This is a genomic window from Alteriqipengyuania sp. (genome assembly GCF_964222115.1).
In the GTDB taxonomy this organism is placed as follows: Bacteria; Pseudomonadota; Alphaproteobacteria; order Sphingomonadales; family Sphingomonadaceae; genus Alteriqipengyuania.
This window is the reverse complement of the sequence record NZ_CAXQBM010000057.1, coordinates 23,124-44,308: the sequence shown is the minus strand read 5'-3', so window position 1 is coordinate 44,308 and position 21,185 is coordinate 23,124. Positions and strand designations below refer to the sequence as shown.

Here is a 21,185-nt window from a genome sequence, read left to right as displayed (position 1 = left end):
TCAATCATTAAAAATAATTCTTTGCCATCCATTGGCTTCTCCTTAAAATGACATGCTGCCATTCGGCTTGCGCACGCACGAGGAAATGGGGAAGGAATTGACCCCGGGCCAGGCGGAAAGCGCACCTGCCAATTTTCGCCCCGGCAAGCTTGCCTTGCGCGCAGCAGGGATTGCAGCCGTGCTGACGGCGATCTGGGTGCTCAATTGGGAAATGGGCTGGATCACCCGTGAGAGCTTCGATTTCATGCTGCCACCCAGCCAGAGAGGCTAGGGCGCAGACGCTTCTGTCAACTTGCGCGCAGCCGTTCCAGTGCTTGCGCCATCGCCACATACAGCTTACCGACTTCCGAACCGAGCAGCGTCACCGCCAGCGCATTGCCATCGCGAGTCGAAAGGAGCGTGCGCAGCATTGCTTCGAAATCGTGAATGTAGCGGTTCACATTGTCGCGGAAATCGTCGTCATCGTCGTACAATTCCGCGATCTCGCGGGCTTGGCGGTTGTCGAGCAGCCGCACCGCGCGGCGGGTGAACACGCCCCGGTCCCCGCGCAGATAGCTCGCCCATGCCGTGTCGGTCACTTCGGCGGACAATGACTTGGCGATATCGATCGCGTTCGAATTCAGGCTTTCCGTAATCAGCGCCACACGCCGCGCGAAATCGTGATCGACCTGCTCTTCGGCCCGTTCGCGCGCCACCGAAACGCGCGTTTCGAGGTTGCCAGCCAGTTCGTTCACAAGCGCAAGTTGGTCGCGCAACTGCTTTGCCGCATCGCGCGCGGCAGTGGCGGAGCGATCGGTAGCGCTACGTAGCGCTTCCAGTGCTTCGTCGGCCTGCGCCCGGATCGCAGCGGCAACCGCACCTCCGGCGTTCTCGCCGATCTTCTCGCCCAGATCCTGCCCGTCGCCGGCTGCATAGCGCTCCATTGCGCTGCGTGCCTTCTCGGCCGAGGATTCGAGTTGCTCGATTGCTTCGCGCACCTGGGTGGCGGTCGTTTCGGAGACTACGCCCGCCTCTTCGTCCAGCAGCGCCAGCGCGGTGCGCAGGCCCGCAATATTTTCCGTCATCGCATCGCGTGTCTGCGCCAGTCGATCGTCGATCCGGTCCGCAACACCGAAAATCTCTTCGCCCTTTTCGCGCGTTTCGATGACGTAGGCAGACAGGCGTTCGCTGCGTTCGGCGCCCTCGTCGATGGTCCGCCGCAGCTTTTCGCCGCCCTCGCGCAGGGCTTCCAGCCGTGCCTCTGCCGCTTCCATGGCGGCAGGCAGAACCTCGCGGCTGTGTGCCGCACCTGCCTGGATCAGTTCGAGCAGCCGCACGCCCGCTTCGGTCGCCTCGGAAAGGGTAGAGGAAAGCGCGGCAAGGTCGGTTGCACCACTATCGAGCCGCCCTTCGAGCGTATCGGTCGCCTCCAGCAAGGTATCGCGTGCTCCCGAGGCGCTTTCCGCAATTTCAGTGATACGCGCGCTGGCCACTGCCACCTGCTCTGCTGCCGTGTCGCTGGCCTCGGCAATATCGCGTACGATTGCCGCGTGGCTCGCGCGGCGTTCTTCCAATGCGCTATCGATCGCCTCGATCCGCGCTTCCAGGCTTTCAAGGGCCTGTTTCTCGATCTCTTCGAGGCGCGTACGGCGCGCATCGACCCAGCTGACGAACTCCTTGTCTCGCGCCTTCATCGATTCATCGATCCGCTCGGCCTCGTCGCGCAGCGAGGCGAGGCGCGCCTGCGCCGAACCCATGGCCTGCTCGTCGATAGTCTGGACCTCGGAAATCGCGACGCCCAGCCGCTCGCGCAGCTTCTCGATCCGGCCCTGCGCGGCAGCGAGCGCTTCGACCTCGCGCCCGTTTAGTTCGGCGCGGAAGCTTTCGCTCTGCTCGCGAAGGGCGCTGAAGCGGGCGTCGGCCATTGCTTCGAGTTCGGACACCCGGTCACCCAAGGTGGTAAGGGTTGTGTCCACCTGATGGCGGAAATGCTCCACATGGCGCTCGCCCGCCTCACCATATTCGTTGAGCCGCGACAGGCCATCGCCCAGTTTTTCCAGCGTAGTTTCTGCGCGTTCGCCTGCAGTACCCACTGCATTGGCAGCATCGCGCGAGGCATTGGTGATCACCGGCAAATCGTCGCGCAGGCGAGCCATATTGGCGAGCGCCGTTTCGGAAACACGGGCGATCCTCTCCACCTCTTCGCCGTTTTCGGCCACCAAAGCCTCGATCCGGTCGGCGTTCTGCGACAAGCGCGAGGCAGCGACCCGGCCATGCGACTCCAGCTCGCGCGTCTGGCGGGTGAGGAATTCGCGCGCGAGGCTGAGTTCGCGGTTGATGGCTGTCAGGCGGGTTTCCAGTTCTGCAATGTCACTGGCCGCAGCCTTCGCCGTTGCCCGGAACTGGGCGCTTTGGCGGCCGATACGCTGGCTGACCAGATGCCATGCGAACAGGATGAGCAGGGTCGGCACCGTCCAGGCGATGATCGCCTCGCTCCACCCGGAGAGTCCCATCGCCGTGAAACTCGCCACACCGCGGGCCATCACGAACAGCGTCGTCCAGCCGACCAGTGCCAGCACGGCAATGCCGGTCGCGATGGGGCTGGCGAAAACGGGCATATCCGTGCCGTCTTCGTCTGCATCGTAAAGTTCGTAGGTGGTCGGCTGCTCGTCCTGCGTATCTTCCGCGCGCGCAGGCGTACTGCTGCTTGCCACAGCGCCATCCTGCTCGACTGCCCTGATCGACGAACCCCCGCTCATGCTTCTTGGCCTACCATGTTTCCATCCCGGTTAAACCCCACGTTAACCGCTCCTTGCCTAGATGCTGCCCCATGGCTTTCGAAAATGCCGCCTTTGCCGCCACACTCGCCGCTGCCGCAGGAGACGATCCTGCGCTGATGACCGAGCTGCGCCGTGCGTTTCGCGAAAGCCTTGCCCAGCAGATCGATCTTCTGCGCCGCGCACGCTGCGATGGCAACTGGCTGATTGCAGCCCAGCGGATCAAGGGGCTGGCCGCCAGCTTTCATGCCGACGAGCTGATCCAGCTGGCGCAGGCCACCATCGACACTGCACCGGGCGATCCGGTCGCGCTGCGCGGGCTCGATGCGTTTCTGGCCGATTTCGACAACGCCCTGGCCGAATAGAGGCTGTTTTCGCCGGCTTGCAGGCTTGGCGATCCGCCCGGGCTGCCTAAATCGCACATCGCAAATCGATTCACATGCTTGCCCCGATGGGGCCTGCACTGCGGGACTGCCTGTGCTAGAATGCGCGGGCGTGATGGATCAGGGATAATCGCCCCTTAACGATAGCGGGCTATGCAAGGACGGTGACAGACAGGCCAATGACCAGCGTGCCGGAGGCGATCCCGGATACGATGAACGCCGACCAGCCGGTCGACGCGGCGCTGCGTGCCGAACTGGCGCGCGGCGACATGGCGCTGTCTACCCTCACGCCGGTGCTCACGCACTTCCTCAACACGCAGGACCGATCGCTGTTCAGCGATGCGATTGTCGCGCGGGTGCGCGGCATGCTGCGCAGCGCGGCTTACCGCCTGCTGCGCGTGGAGGCCGAAGAAATCGGCGCGAACGATGTTTTTTCCTATGCCGAAGGGCGCGCCGATGCGCTGGGCGAGGAACTGGCGCGGCACGCTGCGTTTCTGGGCCACTGCCATTCACTTGCCATCGAATGGCAGCTGGCGGAGCGGTTGCGCTCTCGCAACGGGATCGATCCCGTGCTCTCGCCCCTCCTGCAGTCGTTGATCGCGTCGGAGAACCCGGCCTTGTCCGATGCGGCGATGGGAACGCTGGCCGCGCAGGCGCGCTTCATCGAACAGCAGAAGCGGATGGAAATGCCGCTCGCCGAACTGCCCGAGGATCAGTTTGCCAATTTCATCTCGGTCTGGCGCCGCCAGCGCGAGGACCTGGGGGAGGATCTTGCCACGAGGGTGGAGGGGCGCATTCGCGAAATGCGCGCCGAGAACGAGGCGCGATTGTCGCTGCTCGAGCGTACCTTTACCGGACTGGCCGAACGCGCGGATGTGGCTCTTTCGCTGACCCATGCGGGTGCGGCACTCTTCCTTACGACGCTGGCGCACAAGGCGGGGCAGGAGCGCGATATCGTGGTCGTCTCGACCAATGACCGCCAATTGACGCGCTTTGCCCTGTCGCTTCGCGCCTCGGGCCTGAGCCCGGCAGAAGTACGGGCGCAGCTGCGGTGCCTGCATCCCGATGCAACAATGCCTGCGGCCATATCGCAGGTCAGCAAGGCCGATGCGCGCTCGCTGCTGTCATCCTCGCCCTTCGGGCATGCCGAGTAACAGGGGCCATGGAAGAACAATCCTATATTGCGCGTGGGCGCACCGATGCGCAGGATCGCCTTGTCGCGGCCGATGATCCGCTTGCGACACTTCAGCGGCGGTGCGGCGGGGAAATCCCCGGCACCATCGCGATCCCCGAATTGCGCGAACAGGTGCGCAAGGCGCGCCGCACCAACTTGCGGCTCGGGCGGACGATTCATGCTTTCGATGGCAGCGAGCGTATCAAGTCGTGGATGGAAATCGTTCCTGCCGATGAGCAATCCGACACCAATACCGGTTGCTCGATAGGGATCGTCACCTGGCAGGCGAGCGAACCGCCGGCGGAGCGCGACGACGATGCCGCCGCTCGCCGCGATGCGATTGACGACGCGCTCGCTGAACTGCACGCGCGTCTGGGCCCGGATCAAAGGGTCCTGACCGTGCATACCGAAGCCGAAGACCTACAGCCGCTCTACACCCGGATGAGCGAGAACCTGGGCAAGGTGTGGACCGATTTCGTCCATATCGAGGGCAGCCAGCATGCGCAGCCGCTGCATTGGCGGCTGCTCGACCAGGCGCGGGTGATGGTCGATGGCAGCCCCCGCAACTGGACCGCGCGGCTGATCCCGATCGGTGCGCCGACCCCCGGTTCGCAAGGGTTCGAGCTTTATCTCATCGCCAACCGCGCGTGGGTGCAGCGCACGCAGCGGCGCGACCGCCGGGCCGAGGATAGTGCCTCCATCGGGCGCGACCTCACACCGATCCTGCGCCAGCCGATTGCGCGGATCGTGGCCAATGCGGAAACGATCCGCTCTCGCCTCGCAGGGCCATTGGGCGACGAGTACAGCGATTATGCCCGCGATATCGTCAATGCGGGGCAGCACCTGCTCTCGCTAGTGGACGACCTGACCGATCTCGAAGTGGTCGAATCCGACAGCTTCCGCGCCGCGCCCGATCCGATCGACCTTGCCGACGTGGCACAGCGGGCTGCGGGTATCCTTGCGGTTCGCGCGCAGGAGAAGCGCATTACGATTGCCGCGCCGCCGACCGGTACAAGCCAGCCCGCAACGGCTGAATTCCGCCGCGTGCTGCAGGTCCTCCTCAATCTGATCGGCAATGCGATCCGCTATTCGCCCGAGGGGTCCACGATCACGGTTTCACTCGGCAGCGACGGTTCGCGCGCGCATGTATCAGTGCGCGACGAAGGGCCGGGGCTCGACGAGCAGGCGCAGCGGATCGTGTTCAACAAGTTCGAACGGCTTGGCCGCAGCGGCAGTGGTGGCTCCGGACTGGGCCTCTACATCTCGAAGCGACTTGCGCAGGCAATGGGCGGTGACCTGACCATCGACAGCACGCCAGGCGAGGGCGCGACGTTCACATTGAGCGTGCCCGCCGGGCATTGAAAAAAGGCCGCAGGTTTCCCCGCGGCCCCTCTTTTTCAGTCTTCCAGCTACGAACTAGCGCTGGCCAACGGGCACGTAGTCGCGCTCGGTCGGGCCGGTATAGAGCTGGCGCGGACGACCGATGACCTGTGCGGGATCGGAAATCATCTCGTTCCACTGCGCGACCCAGCCCACGGTACGGGCAAGCGCGAAGAGTGCGGTGAACATCGTGGTCGGGAAGCCGATCGCCGACAGGATGATGCCCGAATAGAAATCGACGTTGGGGAACAGCTTCTTCTCGACGAAATAATCGTCGTTCAGCGCCATTTCTTCCAGCTGCAACGCGGTTTCGAACACAGGGTCCTGCACCTTCAGCGCCTTGAACACCTCGCGCACGGTATCCTGCATCACGGTCGCGCGCGGATCGTAGTTCTTGTACACGCGGTGGCCGAAGCCCATCAGGCGGAACGGGTCGTTCTTGTCCTTCGCACGCTCGATATAGTGCGGGATCTTGTCGGGCGTACCGATCTCGCGCAGCATGTTCAGCGCAGCCTCGTTGGCGCCGCCGTGCGCCGGGCCCCACAGGCAGGCGATCCCTGCGGAGATACACGCGAACGGGTTCGCACCCGACGAACCGGCAAGCCGGACCGTGCTGGTGGATGCGTTCTGCTCGTGGTCGGCATGCAGGATGAAGATGCGGTCGAGCGCCTTTTCCACCTCGGGCACGACTTCGTAGGGTTCTGCCGGCACGCCGAAGGTCATGCGCAGGAAATTGCCGGTGTAGCTCAGCGAGTTGTCCGGCTGCATGAACGGCTGCCCGATGGCGTATTTGTAGGCCATCGCCGCAATCGTCGGCATCTTGGCGATGAGCCGGTGGCTGGAAATCTTGCGATGCTCCGGGTCGGCAATGTCGGTGCTGTCGTGGTAGAATGCCGACAGTGCGCCGACCACGCCGCACATGATCGCCATGGGGTGCGCATCGCGCCGGAACCCGCGATAGAAGGTCATCAGCTGCTCGTGCAGCATGGTGTGGCGGGTGATCGTGTAGGTGAAATCGTCGAGCTCGTCCTGCGAGGGCAGCTCGCCGTTCAGCAGGAGGTAGGACACTTCCATGAAGCTGGACTGTTCAGCCAACTGGCCGATGGGATAGCCACGGTGAAGCAGGACGCCCTCTTCACCGTCGATGAAGGTCAGTGCGCTTTCGCAGCTGGCTGTCGACTTGAAGCCGGGATCATAGGTGAACTTGCCGGTCGATCCGTAGAACTTGCGGATATCCATGACCTCGGGCCCGCAGGTCCCTTGCATCACGGGGAAATCGTGCGTGTTTCCGGCAATGTCGAGCTTCGCGGTATCGTCCGCCATGGGGGTCTCCTCAGTCTTGATTTTGCTTCGCCATCGCCGCTTGCGCTTCGATCCGCGCGAGCGACTCCTCTTTGCCGAGGAGGGCGAGAACGTCGAAAATTCCGGGGCTGGTCGTGGACCCCGTCAATGCTGCCCGAAGGGGCTGCGCGAGCTTTCCGAGACCAAGCTCGAGCCGCTCCGCAAGTGCCTTCGTAGTGTCTTCCAGCGCCTCTGTTGTCCAGTTGTTTTCAGCCAGCAGGGCAGCGTGGACAGGGGCAAGGCGTTCGCGGGCTTCGTCGTCGAGCAGTGCAGCCGCCTTGTCGGTCAGGTCGAGTGGACGTTTGGCTAAAAGAAACGCCGCATTTGCAGCGAGTTCGTGCGTAGCCCTCGCACGGGTTTTAAGCACGGGCATCGCCTGCGCAAGCAGGCTACGGTCGATGTCGCCATCGATCTTTGGGGCCAGGGCTTCGGCGACGATATCGGCCAGCCGCGCATCGTCCGCCTCGCGGATGTAGTGGCCGTTGAGGTTCTGCAGCTTCTTGATGTCGAAGCGCGCGGGGCTGCGGCCCACGCCGTCGAGATCGAACAGCTCGATTGCCTCTTTTCGAGTGATTTCCTCGCGGTCGCCATGCCCCCAGCCGAGCCGCAGCAGGTAGTTGAACAGCGCCTCGGGCAGGATGCCCAATTCGTCGCGATAGGCTTCGACGCCGACCGCGCCGTGCCGCTTGGAAAGCTTCGCACCGTCGCTGCCGTGGATCAGCGGGACATGGGCGTAGACCGGATCGGGCCACTTGCCTTCCACGGCGTTCATCGCGCGGTAAATCGGCAATTGGCGGAAGGCGTTGTTGAGATGGTCATCGCCGCGGATCACATGGGTCACACCCATGTCGTGGTCGTCGACTACAACCGCCAGCATGTAGGTCGGCGTGCCATCGGCGCGCAACAGTATGTAGTCGTCGATTTCTTCGTTCTTCACCGTCACGCGGCCCTGCACCGCGTCGTCGATGGCCGTTTCGCCATCCTTGGGCACCTTCAGGCGCACGGTGAAGGGCGCGCCTTCCTGCTCGGAACCCGGCTCCCGGTCGCGCCAGCGCCCGTCATACCGCATCGGCTGCTTGTTCGCGCGCTGCTCGGCACGCATCTGCTCCAGTTCCTCGGACGTGGCATAGCAGCGATAGGCATGCCCGTTTTCGAGCAGCTTCAGCGCAACTTCGGCGTGCCGCTCGGCGCGGTCGGACTGGAACATCGGGGGGGCGTCGAAATCGAGACCCAGCCAGTCGAGCCCCTCGATGATTTTGTCGATGGCGTCCTGCGTAGACCGCTTCTTGTCGGTATCCTCGATCCGCAAAAGGGTCTTGCCGCCGTGGTGGCGCGCATAAAGCCAGTTGAACAGCGCGGTGCGTGCGCCCCCGAGATGCAGGTATCCGGTCGGCGATGGAGCGAAGCGGGTGATGATCGTGCCGGTTTCGCTTGCCATCTAAGCGCGGTTCCTTTCCATTTCAGATCATGGCGATGCAGCCCCTGTCCGATCGAACGACCGGCCGCGACACTCGATCCGACAGTTCGGGCGAGGCGGGCGATGGTGCAGCGCAGCAGCGGCTTTGGCAGGTGCTACGGCACGTGTCCAGCCCGGTTTTCAGCGTGGCGCGCCGCGCCGACCGGGGGTTGGCCCATGCTGGGCTGGAACGCGGCCCGTGGCTGGTGATCGGAGTCATTGCAGGCATCGCGCTGTGGTTCGGGCTTGCCACTCCCGTCGCGTGGATTGGCGCAGTGGGAATCGCGCTGTTACTGGCGACTGCGGGGGCTTTTCTCCTGTGGCGCGAACGCGTGCCGGACCTGACGCTGGCGCTGCTCGGGATCGGCCTGGCCGTGGCATTCGGCATCCTGCTCATCTGGGCGCGCTCTGCCATGGTCGGGGCCCCGGCGATCGAATACCCGCAGATGGAAACGATGAATGCGCGCATCCTCGAACGCGAGGAGCAGCCCGCGCGCGAGCGGGTTCGGCTCGTGGTGGCGACGCGGGTCGGCGACAATGCAGAGGCGGTCAAGATGCGGATCAACGTGCCGCAGGATGCCGCTACGCCGGAGATGCAGCGTGGAGCTGTGGTTCGCGTGACCGCACGGCTGATGCCGCCTGCGCCGCCGCTCGTTCCGGGCGCCTACGATTTTGCACGAACGGCGTGGTTCCAGGGCCTGGCAGCGACCGGATCGGCAGTCGGGCCGGTGGAGGTGGTGGAGCCTGCACCGGCAGGGTGGGGCGGGATCGCGGCGGTGCAGCGCGATCTTTCGGCCCATGTCCGGTCGCACCTGGACGGCTCGGCAGGAAGCATCGCCGCGGCCTTTGCCAGCGGGGATCGCGGCGCGATTGCCGAAGCGGACGAGGATGCGATGCGCGATGCGGGCCTCACCCACCTGCTCTCGATCAGCGGGCTGCACGTGAGTGCGGTGATCGCGGCGGCGTATTTCTTGGCATTGAAGCTGCTCGCATTGTGGTCATGGCTGGCCTTGCGGGTGCGCCTGCCGGTGGTTGCGGCGGCGGTCGGCGCGCTGGCGGGTGTGGGTTACACGCTGCTGACCGGAGCGGAAGTGCCGACCGTGCGCAGCTGTGCGGCTGCCGTGCTGGTGCTGGTCGCGCTGGCACTCGGGCGAGAGCCGCTGACCTTCCGCCTGTTGGCAGTGGCGGCGGGTTTCGTGTTGCTGCTGTGGCCGGAGAGCGTTGCGGGGCCGAGCTTCCAGATGAGCTTTTCCGCCGTGCTGGCCATCGTCGCGCTTCACAACAGCGCGCCGGTGCGCGCCTTTCTCGCACCGCGAGAAGAGGCATGGTGGATGCGCCCGCTGCGCGGTGGGGCGATGCTGCTGGTCACCGGCTTGGTGATCGAGATTGCGCTGATGCCGATAGTGCTGTTCCATTTCCATCGCGCGGGGCTCTATGGCGCGCTTGCCAACATGGTCGGCATTCCGCTGGTGACCTTCATCTCCATGCCACTGATAGCGCTGGCACTGGTGGCAGACCTGGTGGGGCTGGGCGCGCCCGTCTGGTGGTTGGTGGGCAAGTCGCTCGACCTGCTGCTTGCCATTGCGCATTTCACCGCGAGCCGACCCGGTGCGGTCAAGCTGGCGCCGCATATGGGCGGGTTCGCGTTCTTCCTCTTCGTTGCCGGTGGATTGTGGCTGGCCTTGTGGGGCGGACGCGCCCGCTTCGCCGGTTTCGCACCGGTCGCGGTCGCGACCATGCTGACCATCGCAACGCCACGGCCCGATGTGCTGATATCGCGCGACGGGCGCCATGTCGGCATCGTCGAAGATGGCGAGCTGCTGACATTGCGGGAGAGCCGGTCCTCCTATGCGAGCGATACGCTGTCCGAACTGGGCGCGCTGGATGCTCCCCCCGTACCGCTGGCGAGCTGGCCGGGTGCCCAGTGCAGCGGCGAGTTCTGTGTCGCGACGATCCGGCGAGAAGGGCGGGCATATACCCTGCTGCTCGCGAAGGGGCGCGACTATGTGACCGAGCGGGACCTTGCCGCCGCTTGCGCACGGGTCGACATCGTGGTGGCGGACCGCTGGCTACCGCGCAGCTGCCGACCGCGCTGGCTCAAGGCCGACCGACGGATGCTGGAGCAGACCGGCGGGCTCGCGATCCGCCTGCCGGACCGCGAGGTGCAGACCGTCGCGCAGGGGCAGGGCGCGCATGGATGGTGGCACGGTGCCGGTGGTGTGAGGCGCGAACCCGAGCCCGCGCCCAAACCTGAGCCTCGCAAACCCGATCAGTGATAGCGGCGCAGCAGTCCTGCGAGCTTGCCCTGAACCTGCACGCTGCGCGCGTCGTAAACCTGCGGCTCGTAACTCGCATTGGCGGGATCGAGCCGGACCCTGCCGCCGCCATCGCGCCAGAGGTACTTTAGCGTTGCTTCGGCATTTTCGACCAGCGCGACCACGATATCGCCATCGCGGGCGGAATCCGCACGGCGGATCAGCGCATAATCGCCGTCGAAAATTCCCGCCTCGATCATTGAGTCGCCCGAAACTTCCAGCGCGAAGTGCTCGCCCGGGCCGAGCAGGGCTGCAGGCACGGGCAGGCTCTGGTGGTCTTCCAGCGCCTCTATCGGGGCACCGGCGGCGATACGCCCGTGTAGCGGAATATCGATCACGTCGTTCGCCGCTTCGGGCATGCGCGCAGGCACCTTGGCCGTTTGCGCCCCGATGTCGTTGGCAGGCTTCGGAGTAGCCCCCGCTACCGCGCTGTCGGGCATCTTGAGCACTTCCAGCGCCCGCGCCCGGTTGGGTAGGCGACGGATGAAGCCGCGTTCCTCCAGCGCAGAGATCAGCCGGTGCACGCCAGACTTGCTTTTGAGGTCGAGCGCATCCTTCATCTCCTCGAAAGAGGGCGAGATGCCGGTGTCTTCCAGTCGATCATGGATGAACCGGAGCAATTCATGCTGCTTCGCGGTCAACATAGAGCTTCTTCTCCGCACTGCCTGTTCGCACACACATGCGAACGAATGCGGAACAATTAGGCAACCCGATTTTGCAAGTCAAGCGATTGCGCCATTTTCGAGCGGATAACATGGAACAAACGTCCCCGCCGCCACCGCTCCGACATTCGCGGGCCGATCGACCAGCACCTGCGCGCGCGCCAGCGGCACAAGCGCAGAACTGTCCTGCACCTCGGCAGGACATACGCCATCGCTTCCAATTTCAGCACGCAGGAACTCGCGCCTCGTACCGCCAACCGGCAATGGTGCAGCGAGCGGCATCGGCACCGCCTGAGGCAGGCAGTGGATTGCGCCTGCCAGCCTGCGCAACGCCGGCACCATGAAGAAGAAGCCGGTGACGAAGCTCGACACCGGGCTGCCCGGAAGGCCCAGAACAACCGTGTCGCCCCCATTCCGCGAGGGGCGTGTTGCCACCAGCAGCGGCTTGCCCGGCTTGATCGCGATACGCCAGAAATCGAGCGTGAAACCAGCCGCCTCCAACGCCGGTTTCACAAGATCGTGCGGACCGACCGATGCGCCCCCCGAAACCACGATCATCGCATTGCCTTCGCTGGCTTCCTCTATCGCCCCGACGAGCGCCGCCATATTGTCGGATACCGGGCCAAACGGTTTCGCGAGGCCGCCAGCATTCTTCGCCATCGTCGCCAGCATGGCGCCGTTGACAGCCGGTATCTTGTGAGACCCGCAGGCTGCCGGATTCTCCGACAACTCGTCTCCGCACTCGATGATCGCGACGCGTGGCGAATCGTACGCAACCACGCTGTCGCAGCCGCCCGCTCGGGCGAGCGCGATCTGCGCGGGCCCCATTCGGGTACCCCGATCCAGCAAGGCATCGCCGCTCGCAAAGTCCAGCCCGGCCCGCCGGATGTAGTCTGTACGAGGCGGTTCAAGAGCATGCAGCGTGCCGTCCTCGACCCGCGCGTTTTCCTGGATGAGCACGGCGTCGGTGTTGAACGGCATTCTCGCGCCGGTGGAGATGCGGGTCGCCATCCCCTTGCTCAGCGCCTTGGGGAAGGGTGCGCCCGCACGCGATTCTCCTACCAACTCCCAGGGGCCCTCACTGGCAGTTGCATAGCCATCCATCGCGGACAGATCGGCAGGGGGCTGGGTACGCCGCGCTACGACCGGCTGGGCGAGATAGCGGCCTGCGCTGTCGTTCACCGCGATTGGGTTCGATGCACCCGGTTCGAGCATCGCGAGGAGTCGCGCCTGCGCCTCTTCCAGCTCAAGCGGCGCGCTCATGCCACCTCCCTCTCCGCATGCCAGTCGCCGGACTTGCCGCCGGTCTTGGACAGCAGGCGCACTCCACCGATCACCATGCCCTTATCTAGTGCCTTGGCCATGTCGTAGATAGTCAGCAAGGCAGTGCTGCACGCAAGCATGGCCTCCATCTCGACCCCCGTCTTGCCGGTGAGCGAGGCGGTGGCGGTGATACGCACTCCATCGTCCTCTACTGCGCAGTCCACGCTAACCGAATCGAGCGAAAGGGGATGACACAAGGGGATGAGCGTCGCAGTCTGCTTTGCGGCCATGATGCCTGCGATCCGTGCCGTGGCGAGCACGTCTCCCTTGGGCACGGACCCGTCGCGGATCGCGGCCAGCGCCGCCGGGTTCATGGATATGCGTCCCTCGGCGACCGCTATGCGCGTGGTTTCGACCTTGCCGCCGACATCGACCATGTGGGCCGCGCCGTGTTCGTCGAGATGCGTGAGGCCGCTCAAAGCCGGGCTCCAGTCGCTGCCCTGACACACCTGACACAGTGTCTTAAGGCGAAAAAACTGCCCGCCCGGATGCTGCCGGCAGACAGGGCGGACGCACCGGGTCGTGGTAGGGATCGAGCCATGAGGCGATCATGCCACGGAGTTGGCCTGTAGGACAGTCTCAGCGTGCGAGCAGGGTGCGCGTCGCGGCCTCCACGTCGGCCTTCCGCATCAGGCTTTCGCCAACCAGGAAGCCGTGCGCGCCCCCGCTTTCGAGCCGCGCGCAATCGGCAGCGGTGGCGATGCCGCTTTCGGAAATGACGAAGGCGCCTTGCGGGGCAAGCGGGATCAGCGCCTCGGTCGTGCCGATATCGGTTTCGAAACTGCGCAGGTCGCGGTTGTTTATACCGATCAGGCGCGATTTGAGTGTGTGGGCGCGCTCCATCTCGGCGGAGTCGTGGACTTCGACCAGCACGTCCATGCCCAGTTCGATCGCGGCGTCCTCGATCTCGGTCATCTGAGCGTCGGAGAGTGCGGCGACGATAATCAGGATCGCGTCGGCGCCCATTGCGCGGGCTTCGCCGCATTGCCACGGATCGACCATGAAATCCTTGCGCAAGGCGGGCAGGGCGCAGGCTTTGCGTGCATCGCTCAGGTAATCCGCGTGGCCCTGGAAGTACTTTTCGTCGGTAAGAACAGAGAGGCAGCTTGCGCCGGCGGCAGCGTAGGCGCGCGCGTGTTCGGCAGGCTGGAAATCCTCTCGGATCAAGCCTTTAGAGGGCGAAGCTTTCTTGATTTCTGCGATTAGCGCGCGGCGGCGATCGGAATGGGTCTTTCGCAACGCCGCCTCGAACCCGCGCGGCGGTGCCTGCGCCGTGATCCGCGCGATTAACTCGCTGACGGGCGTAGCGGACTGGCGCTCGAGCACCTCGTCGCGCTTCGTGGCGCAGATTTCTTCGAGCTTGTTCATTGGCAACCGCTCGCGAAAACCCATTCGCACTTCGACAAGCTCAGCACGAACGGGTTTGGTGAGGTCTGGCAGGGAGCCGTACGTCCTGAGCCTGTCGAAGGGCGTACGGTGGGGGAGAGACGATGAACCATCACCGCGCCATCTCGATCCACTTATCGAGCAGCCGCTGCGCACCCCCATTGTCGATCGCCTCGGCTGCGGTCGCCACGCCGGCCTTCCAGTCCTCGGTCTCGCCTGCTGCAATGAGCGCAGCGGCTGAATTGAACAGCACCGCATCGCGGTAGGGACCGGGCGTGCCCTGCAACAGCGCGCTCAAGGCCTTGGCGTTGTGCGCAGGGTCTCCGCCCCGGATCGCCTCCACCGGCGCATGCTCCAGCCCCGCCATCCCTGCATCGACGCGTTTCATCGCGAATTCGTGGCCGGTCACATCGGCCATCTCGTTCCCCGCGGCGAGGCTGAGTTCGTCGAGTCCCTCGTCGCCCGAGACGATCAACGTGCGTTCGGTGCCGAGGCGCGCAGCCGCCTCGCCATAGATCGACACATAGCCCGGCCGCGCGATGCCGATCAGCTGGCGCTTGACGCCGACCGGGTTGGACAGCGGGCCCATCAGGTTGAAGATCGTGCGGCGGCCCAGCGCTTTGCGGATGGGCTGGATGCGACGCATCGCGGGGTGGTGGTTGGGTGCGAACAGGAAGCAGATGCCGATCTCTGCCAGCGTCTTTTCCGCGGTGCGCCCGGCGGCTTCCATGTCGAGGCCGAGCACCTCCAGCGTGTCCGCCACGCCCGAGAGAGAGGAGATCGCGCGGTTGCCATGCCGCGCCACGGGCACGCCGCAGGCCGCGACCACCAGTCCTACGGCGGTCGAGACATTCAGCGTGTGGTGCCCGTCGCCGCCGGTGCCGCACACGTCGATCGCGTTGTCTGGGCCACTGACCGGGATGTAGCGCGCGCGCAGCGCCCGCGCCGCGCCCGCGATCTCGTCCGCGGTTTCGCTGCGTTCGGTCATCGCGAGCAGGAAGCGGGCGATTTCCTCGTCCGTTGCTTCCCCGTCGAGAATCCAGCCGAAGACCTCCTCTGCCTCGGCCTCGCTCATGTGCGGTACTGCGAGCGGGAGGGATTTCATGCTGCCTGCCTTTTGCGTGTCTCGATGCCGCAAATGGAAAGGAAATTGGCGAGCAGCGCGTGGCCATGCTGGGTCGCGATGCTCTCCGGGTGGAACTGCACGCCGTGGATCGGCAGCTCCTCGTGGCGAAATCCCATCACGCTGGTCCCGTCCAGCCCCGGCGTTTCGCTCGTCGCGTTGACGATCAGAGTGTCAGGCGTCCCTTCGACTACCAGCGAGTGATAGCGGGTGGCGGTGAAGGGCGAGGGGAGGTTGGCGAACACACCGCTCCCGTCATGCGTCACCGCGCTGGTCTTCCCGTGCATCAGCCCGCCCTGGACCACGCGCCCGCCGAAATGCTGGCCGATCGCCTGATGGCCAAGGCACACGCCTAGCAGCGGCAGCGCCGCATCGGCGCAGGCGGCGACCGTATCCAGCGTAATCCCCGCCTCGTTCGGCGTTTTGGGGCCGGGCGAGAGCAGAATGCCCTTCGCGCCGCTGTTTACGGCTTCCTTCGCGCTGATCGCATCGTTGCGCTCCACGCGCACCTCAGCGCCCAGTTCCTGCAGGTAATGGACGAGGTTGAAGGTGAAGCTGTCGTAATTGTCTATGACGAGGATGTCGGTCATGTCTCGCCCGCCAGCTTGTCCGTCGCGCGGACGAGGCCATCGATGATGCCGGGTTCCCCGGCCGAATGGCCCGCATCGTGGACGATCCACAGCTCGGCCTCAGGCCATGCCTTCTTCAACTCCCACGCGGAGGTCGGCGGGGTGCAAATGTCGTGACGGCCCTGCACGATGATACCGGGGATACCCTCCAGCTTGCCGACATCGCGCAGCAGCTGTGCCTCTTCGAGGAAGAAATCCTCCAGGAAAAAGCGCGCACAGATGCGGGCGAAGGGCACCGCCTTGGCCGGATCGGCAAAGCTGCCCAGCAGTTCTTCGTTCGGCAGCAGTGTCGCGACATTGCCTTCCCACAGCGACCATTGCTTGGCGGCGGCGAGGCGGGTTTCCTCGTCGTCGCTGGTCAGGCGCGCATGGTAGGCCTGCACCAGATTATCGCGCTCGTCTTCGGGGATCAGGCCGGTGAACTCGTCCCACTGTTCGGCCATGATCTCGCTCGCCCCATAGGTGTAGAGCCAGTCCTTCTCCTTCTGCCGACCCAGGAACACCCCGCGCAGCACGATCTCGCTGGTCCGCTCGGGATATTTCTGCGCGTAGGCGAGCGCGAGCGTCGCGCCCCAGCTGCCGCCGAAAACCTGCCATTTCTCGAACCCGCACATTTCGCGCAGGCGCTCCATATCCGCGACGATGCGCCATGTGTCGTTGTGCTCGATCTCCGCGAAGGGCAGCGATTTGCCGCACCCACGCTGGTCGAACAGCAGCACGTCGTACTTCTCCGGGTCCCACTGGCGGCGATGCGAAGGCGACATGCCGCCGCCCGGCCCGCCATGCAGGAACACCGCAGGCTTGGCGCCCGGGGTCCCGACACGTTCGTAATAGAGCGAATGCCCTTCGCCGACATCGAACATGCCGCTCTCGTAAGGTTCGATCTCGGGATAGAGGGTGCGCTCGTACTGCATGATCATTCCTTGGTTTCGACGACCACCAGCGGGCCAAGGTCGGCGCGGGTGTCCATCCGGCCACGCGCAGGGTCCCACAGGCTGGATACCGTCCCGTCGAGATAGAGTGCGTTGGGCGTTTCCGCCACGTCGCGGAAGAAGCGCGCGAACTGCCCGAAGCTGACCGGGCTGGCGGTGATCGCAAAATGCGCCTTGCCGCCCGCATCGATCCCCACGCCGTTGCGGATGCGGCGCGAGGGGCCGTCTTCCGAAATTTCGGGGTGCAGCTTCCCGTCGATCACCAGCATCGGGCCGCTCTGCGTGCCGAAATCGGGGCGGTCGCCCACGGTGCTGTAGAAATCGTCGGTCGTCTTGATCCGCCACGTGCCGCCGGTGCCGTAGAACACGCCGTTGGGCTTCAGGTGGAAATTGCCCGAGCCATCATTGCGGTTGAGCTCCTTCAGCCGCTCCCGGTTCTCGACATAATAGCCGATCGGATTGCCCGCACCGTCATACATGCCTGCATTCATGGCAAAGGCGATGGTCGGCGCATCCTCGGCGCGCGATGTGGAGAATTTGGCGAGGCTGCGGAACGGCGGGCCCAGCACCATGCGCACACGATGCTGCGCGGGGTCGGCGACGCAATGCATGAACATCGTGCCTTCGAAGCGAACCGGCTTGCACGCCGAGCTTTCGGGATCGGTAGCCTTTTCCGGCTCGCTTTCGGGTTCTTGCTCGGGCGCCGGTTCTTCCGCAGCGTCGGAGCGGGCGATTTCCTTGCCTTTTTCCCCGCTGATATCGGTGCGGATCACCGGGTCCCCGGCCTGCGGTTGGTCGCAGGCCGACAGCATGAGCGAGAGCAGGCCGAGGGCAGAGAGGATCGATGCTCTGTTCACTGGGCGAACCCCGCTTCACTGGCTTGGTTCACAGCTTCGCGCGCGGCGGCGAACAGGGCGCCTGCCTTGGCCTCGCATTCGCGCTGTTCGGCAGCCGGATCGCTGTCTGCCACGATCCCTGCTCCGGCGGTGACGTGCAGCGTGCCGTCTTTCACCAGACCCGTACGCAGCACGATGCACGAATCGAAACTGCCGTCGGGCGCAAAATAGCCCACGCCGCCCGCATAGGGCCCGCGCTTTTCGCTCTCCAGCTCGGCAATGATTTCGCACGCGCGCAGCTTGGGCGCACCGCTGACCGTGCCTGCGGGGAAGCCCGCGAATAGCGCGTCGAGCGCATCCTTACCGGCATCGAGGCGACCCTGAACATTGCTGACGATGTGCATGACGTGGCTATAGCGTTCCACCATGAAGCTGTCGGTCACTTCGACGGTTCCTGCCTCGGCCACTCGGCCGACATCGTTGCGACCCAGATCGAGCAGCATGAGGTGCTCGGCGCATTCCTTCGGATCGGCGAGCAGTTCGATTTCTGCCGCACGGTCCGCCTCGGGCGTGGCGCCGCGCGGTCGTGTCCCGGCGATGGGTCGCACGGTGACCTTGCCATCGCGCAGGCGGACGAGGATTTCGGGGCTGGAGCCGACGATGCCCGCCTCGGGCAGGTCGAGCAGGTAGAGGAAGGGGGACGGGTTGACCCGCCGTAACGCACGATACAGCGCCATCGCAGGGAGCGTGAAGGGCGTGGTGAAGCGCTGGGCCAGCACCACCTGAAAGATATCGCCCGCAACGATATAGTCCTGCGCGGCGGCAACGCGCGCGGCATAGTCGTCAGCAGCCACGGTAGAGTGAGGCGCGATGAGGGGATTGTCGACGCGGGCCGATGAATCGCGCGATCCAGCAGCCATCGGCACGGGGGAGGCGAGCTTGCGCAGCGCCTCGTCGATCCGTTCTTCGGCTGAGTACAGCGCTGCATCGACCGTGCCTTTGCCCGGCCAGACCGGTGCAATCAGGTACACCTCGTCGGTTAGTGCGTCGAACACCAGGATCAGGCCGGGGCGGACGAAGACCATGTCCGGCAGCCCGAGCGGGTCCTCGGTCGCGCGCGGCAGTTTTTCGACCAGCGCAATCGTGTCGTATCCGAAATAGCCGACGAGGCAGGCGAGTGCGGGCGGCAGGATGTCGGGAACCGGCATGGCGATTTCTGCGAGCAGCGTGCGAAGTGCAGCGAGCCCGTCCCCATCGGTTGGTTCGAACGCCTCGCGATCGGTCCGCCACGTCCGGTTGATCGAAGCAGCATCGCCATCGGCGCGCAGCACCAGATCGGGGTCGATACCAAGCAGGCTGTAACGCCCGCGGATTTCGCCCCCTTCGACCGATTCGAGCAGGAAGTCCCCGCGCGCCTCATCCATCAGCGCGCACGCCGCGCCCACCGGCGTCAGCGTATCGGCGACATGCCGCTGCCAGACGAGTGCGGGCCTGCCTTGCGACAGCCGTTCGCGCGCCGCGTCGAGATTGTGGAGCACGCCTTAGCGGGTCGCGCCGGTCAGCTCGCGCCGGACCGCGTCGACCGCTTCGGGATTGCGTTCGATCCCCACGTCGTTGCGGATTGCAACGCGCAGCTGGTCGCCGAATTCGCGGCTGAGGATATTGGCATAGCCATCGCGGGCTTGCGCGAAGAGCGGATCGTCCTCGTCCACTTCGCCGGCGGTAATCTCGTCCAGTTCGACCAGGAAGAAGCCTGCATTGCTGGGCGCTTCCAGGCGCTTGGCCGTGCCCTCGGTCATGGCGAACATCAGCGCGACCGGCGGGTTGGAGCGTTGCTGCTGCAACAGTTGCTCACGCGTCACGTTGAGCGGCTGGCTCGGCGGAAGGCGGGTTTCTTCCGCGCGGATGGCTGCGGCGAGCGAGCTGCCCCCGGCCACGCGCTTGAGGATGCGGTCGGCAGCCTTCTTTGCCTCCTTCGCGCCCTCGGCCATCTTCCATGCGAGGCTCACCTCGTCGCGGATCTGCGCGAGCGGCGGCGGGGCGGAAGGAGAAATGGAGGCGGCTTCGAACAGCACAAAGGTTTCGCCCACTTCGACTTCGGCGATCTGCGGGTTGCCTTCATCCATCTGGAACAGCGTAGCGACCAGCGGCATGACGACCTCGGGCGCACGCTCGCCCTGTTCGCCTTCGAAAACCGCGCCCGAAGCAAGCAGGGGCTCGGTGGTTTCGATGTCGAGCTTCAGCGCGTCGGCCACCTGTTTGAACGATTCGCCACCATTGAGGCGGGTTTCGATCTCGGCCGCGAACTCGTTCAGCGCGCGGCGCTGCTTTTCGGCGCGCAGGGCCTGTTCGATCTCGGGCCGCGCTTGTGCCAGGGATTGCGCGGCGATCCGGGTCACATCGTCGATGCGCACCACGTGGTAGCCAAGCGGGCTGCGCGCGACTGCGGCCACGCCGCCTTCACTGGCCGAGAACACGGCGTTTGCGACCGCGCTGTTGACCTGCTGTGCGTAATCCTCGCGCCGGATCGGGCCGATTTGCGAGGTTTCGAGGCCAGCATCGCTGGCGACCGACGCCATCGAAGCTCCACCCGCGATCCGTTCGCGGAAACTGTCGGCGGCCTGCTTGGTCGGCACGATCAGCTGGGTGAAGGTGCGCTCTTCGCTGGCACGATACATGTCTGCATTCTGTTCGTAGCGCTGGCGGATTTCGGCCGCTGTCGGCTCGATGCTCTCGCTCATCGCTTCGGCGCCGAACACCGCGTAGCGTGCGGTGCGCCGTTCGGGACGGGTGAAATCGCTGCGATTGGCGCGGTAGAAGGCCTGCAATTGCTTGTCGGTCGGATCGTTCTCGGGGAGGAACGCCTCGGACGGAATGAGAGCGATCGAGCCTTCGCGCCGCTCTTTGAGCTGGCTGACATAGCGGCGCAGCATATTGTCGGGCATTTTCGCGCCGAACACCGCCGGGATCAGCACCTGCCTCGCGATCAGCCCGTCGGTCAGGTCTTCGCGCACGATCTTGTCCGTCAGGCCCTGCGAGCGCAGCGCGTTGCGATACATTTCCTCGCTGAAATTGCCATCGGCCCCGCGAAACGCAGAAATCATGCGGATTTCGCTGTTGATCAGGTTTTCGCCCGCGCGCAGCCCCAGCATTCGCCCGAATTCGGAAACCGATACGCGATCCAGCAGCGTGTCGAACACCTGGGCCAGCCCGCCATCGCTGAGGAACTGCTCCATCGTCAGCGTCGGGTCGTTGCCCTGGACTTCACGGAAGGAATTGTTCGCGGATTCGCGCAATTCGGCGGTGGTCACGCTTTCATCGCCCACCACCGCGACGCTGTTGGTCCCGGACAATCCGCCGAAAGTCCCCGTGCTGGAAACATCCATGCTGGCAAAGGCGAGCGCAATCAGGCCCAGAAACGCGAGCGTCAGGCCGAGGCCGAGCTTCGACTGGAAGAAAGAACGGAAGGAATTGATCATGAAACTGGCA

General features: G+C 64.9%; 18 protein-coding genes. 5 read left to right on the top strand and 13 right to left on the bottom strand.

Annotation, left to right across the window (positions count from 1 at the left end):
- Positions 1-52: 52 nt before the first annotated feature.
- Positions 53-271 carry a DUF1467 family protein gene (locus ACEQXE_RS08790; protein WP_370178513.1) on the top strand — a complete coding sequence of 73 codons (219 nt, stop codon included), beginning with the start codon at positions 53-55 and terminating at the stop codon, positions 269-271.
- Between the two features lie 16 nt (positions 272-287).
- On the opposite strand, the gene ACEQXE_RS08785 is transcribed toward ACEQXE_RS08790, so the two are convergent.
- Positions 288-2,738 (bottom strand): ATPase, encoded by a 2,451-nt coding sequence (locus ACEQXE_RS08785; protein WP_370178512.1) that lies wholly within the window; start codon positions 2,736-2,738, stop codon positions 288-290.
- A 71-nt stretch (positions 2,739-2,809) separates the two neighbouring features.
- On the opposite strand from ACEQXE_RS08785, the gene ACEQXE_RS08780 reads away from it, so the two are divergent.
- The 3 genes from ACEQXE_RS08780 (at position 2,810) to ACEQXE_RS08770 (ending at position 5,675) form a co-directional block, all read left to right on the top strand.
- Positions 2,810-3,121, top strand: a complete 312-nt coding sequence (locus ACEQXE_RS08780; protein WP_370178510.1) for an Hpt domain-containing protein — start codon at positions 2,810-2,812, stop codon at positions 3,119-3,121.
- Positions 3,122-3,318: 197 nt separating this feature from the next.
- Positions 3,319-4,293 (top strand): hypothetical protein, encoded by a 975-nt coding sequence (locus ACEQXE_RS08775; RefSeq protein ID WP_370178509.1) that lies wholly within the window; start codon positions 3,319-3,321, stop codon positions 4,291-4,293.
- 8 nt (positions 4,294-4,301) lie between these two features.
- A complete protein-coding gene (locus ACEQXE_RS08770; protein WP_370178508.1) occupies positions 4,302-5,675 on the top strand; it encodes a sensor histidine kinase in 1,374 nt (457 codons plus the stop codon).
- A gap of 54 nt (positions 5,676-5,729) precedes the next feature.
- On the opposite strand, the gene ACEQXE_RS08765 is transcribed toward ACEQXE_RS08770, so the two are convergent.
- Entirely contained in the window at positions 5,730-7,016 is a 1,287-nt protein-coding gene (locus ACEQXE_RS08765; protein ID WP_370178507.1) for a citrate synthase, read from the bottom strand.
- Between the two features lie 10 nt (positions 7,017-7,026).
- Entirely contained in the window at positions 7,027-8,472 is a 1,446-nt protein-coding gene (gene gltX, locus ACEQXE_RS08760; protein ID WP_370178506.1) for a glutamate--tRNA ligase, read from the bottom strand.
- A gap of 29 nt (positions 8,473-8,501) precedes the next feature.
- On the opposite strand from gltX, the gene ACEQXE_RS08755 reads away from it, so the two are divergent.
- Positions 8,502-10,766 (top strand): ComEC/Rec2 family competence protein, encoded by a 2,265-nt coding sequence (locus ACEQXE_RS08755; protein WP_370178505.1) that lies wholly within the window; start codon positions 8,502-8,504, stop codon positions 10,764-10,766.
- On the opposite strand, the gene lexA is transcribed toward ACEQXE_RS08755, so the two are convergent.
- The 10 genes from lexA to ACEQXE_RS08705 form a co-directional block, all read right to left on the bottom strand.
- Positions 10,760-11,449 carry a transcriptional repressor LexA gene (gene lexA, locus ACEQXE_RS08750; protein ID WP_370178504.1) on the bottom strand — a complete coding sequence of 230 codons (690 nt, stop codon included), beginning with the start codon at positions 11,447-11,449 and terminating at the stop codon, positions 10,760-10,762. The two genes, ACEQXE_RS08755 and lexA, sit on opposite strands and share 7 nt — an antisense overlap.
- A gap of 78 nt (positions 11,450-11,527) precedes the next feature.
- Complete coding sequence (locus ACEQXE_RS08745; protein WP_370178503.1) at positions 11,528-12,730, bottom strand: molybdopterin molybdotransferase MoeA; 1,203 nt, start codon at positions 12,728-12,730, stop codon at positions 11,528-11,530.
- Complete coding sequence (gene moaC / locus ACEQXE_RS08740; protein ID WP_370178502.1) at positions 12,727-13,209, bottom strand: cyclic pyranopterin monophosphate synthase MoaC; 483 nt, start codon at positions 13,207-13,209, stop codon at positions 12,727-12,729. Before moaC ends, ACEQXE_RS08745 begins: the two co-directional genes overlap by 4 nt.
- A gap of 160 nt (positions 13,210-13,369) precedes the next feature.
- Entirely contained in the window at positions 13,370-14,158 is a 789-nt protein-coding gene (trpC, locus tag ACEQXE_RS08735; RefSeq protein WP_370178501.1) for an indole-3-glycerol phosphate synthase TrpC, read from the bottom strand.
- Positions 14,159-14,288: 130 nt separating this feature from the next.
- Positions 14,289-15,281, bottom strand: coding sequence for an anthranilate phosphoribosyltransferase (trpD, locus tag ACEQXE_RS08730; RefSeq protein WP_370178500.1), 993 nt, complete (start codon positions 15,279-15,281; stop codon positions 14,289-14,291).
- Positions 15,278-15,889: an aminodeoxychorismate/anthranilate synthase component II gene (locus ACEQXE_RS08725; RefSeq protein ID WP_370178499.1), complete on the bottom strand. Its 612-nt coding sequence runs from the start codon at positions 15,887-15,889 to the stop codon at positions 15,278-15,280. Before ACEQXE_RS08725 ends, trpD begins: the two co-directional genes overlap by 4 nt.
- Positions 15,886-16,848, bottom strand: a complete 963-nt coding sequence (gene pip, locus ACEQXE_RS08720; RefSeq protein ID WP_370178498.1) for a prolyl aminopeptidase — start codon at positions 16,846-16,848, stop codon at positions 15,886-15,888. Before pip ends, ACEQXE_RS08725 begins: the two co-directional genes overlap by 4 nt.
- On the bottom strand, positions 16,845-17,717 hold the full coding sequence (locus tag ACEQXE_RS08715; RefSeq protein ID WP_370178497.1) for a phosphodiester glycosidase family protein: 873 nt from the start codon (positions 17,715-17,717) through the stop codon (positions 16,845-16,847). The genes pip and ACEQXE_RS08715 overlap by 4 nt, the downstream gene beginning before the upstream one ends.
- Complete coding sequence (gene trpE, locus ACEQXE_RS08710) at positions 17,714-19,234, bottom strand: anthranilate synthase component I (protein ID WP_370178496.1); 1,521 nt, start codon at positions 19,232-19,234, stop codon at positions 17,714-17,716. The genes ACEQXE_RS08715 and trpE overlap by 4 nt, the downstream gene beginning before the upstream one ends.
- 3 nt (positions 19,235-19,237) lie before the next feature.
- Positions 19,238-21,175 carry a peptidyl-prolyl cis-trans isomerase gene (locus ACEQXE_RS08705; protein WP_370178495.1) on the bottom strand — a complete coding sequence of 646 codons (1,938 nt, stop codon included), beginning with the start codon at positions 21,173-21,175 and terminating at the stop codon, positions 19,238-19,240.
- Between the last annotated feature and the right edge of the window lie 10 nt (positions 21,176-21,185).

Coding starts and splice junctions, on each gene's coding strand:
- ACEQXE_RS08790 (WP_370178513.1), top strand. CDS start 53: ATGCTGCCATTCGGCTTGCGCACGCACGAGGAAATGGGGAAGGAATTG.
- ACEQXE_RS08785 (WP_370178512.1), bottom strand. CDS start 2,738: ATGAGCGGGGGTTCGTCGATCAGGGCAGTCGAGCAGGATGGCGCTGTG.
- ACEQXE_RS08780 (WP_370178510.1), top strand. CDS start 2,810: ATGGCTTTCGAAAATGCCGCCTTTGCCGCCACACTCGCCGCTGCCGCA.
- ACEQXE_RS08775 (WP_370178509.1), top strand. CDS start 3,319: ATGACCAGCGTGCCGGAGGCGATCCCGGATACGATGAACGCCGACCAG.
- ACEQXE_RS08770 (WP_370178508.1), top strand. CDS start 4,302: ATGGAAGAACAATCCTATATTGCGCGTGGGCGCACCGATGCGCAGGAT.
- ACEQXE_RS08765 (WP_370178507.1), bottom strand. CDS start 7,016: ATGGCGGACGATACCGCGAAGCTCGACATTGCCGGAAACACGCACGAT.
- gltX (WP_370178506.1), bottom strand. CDS start 8,472: ATGGCAAGCGAAACCGGCACGATCATCACCCGCTTCGCTCCATCGCCG.
- ACEQXE_RS08755 (WP_370178505.1), top strand. CDS start 8,502: ATGGCGATGCAGCCCCTGTCCGATCGAACGACCGGCCGCGACACTCGA.
- lexA (WP_370178504.1), bottom strand. CDS start 11,449: ATGTTGACCGCGAAGCAGCATGAATTGCTCCGGTTCATCCATGATCGA.
- ACEQXE_RS08745 (WP_370178503.1), bottom strand. CDS start 12,730: ATGAGCGCGCCGCTTGAGCTGGAAGAGGCGCAGGCGCGACTCCTCGCG.
- trpC (WP_370178501.1), bottom strand. CDS start 14,158: ATGAACAAGCTCGAAGAAATCTGCGCCACGAAGCGCGACGAGGTGCTC.
- trpD (WP_370178500.1), bottom strand. CDS start 15,281: ATGAAATCCCTCCCGCTCGCAGTACCGCACATGAGCGAGGCCGAGGCA.
- ACEQXE_RS08725 (WP_370178499.1), bottom strand. CDS start 15,889: ATGACCGACATCCTCGTCATAGACAATTACGACAGCTTCACCTTCAAC.
- pip (WP_370178498.1), bottom strand. CDS start 16,848: ATGATCATGCAGTACGAGCGCACCCTCTATCCCGAGATCGAACCTTAC.
- ACEQXE_RS08705 (WP_370178495.1), bottom strand. CDS start 21,175: ATGATCAATTCCTTCCGTTCTTTCTTCCAGTCGAAGCTCGGCCTCGGC.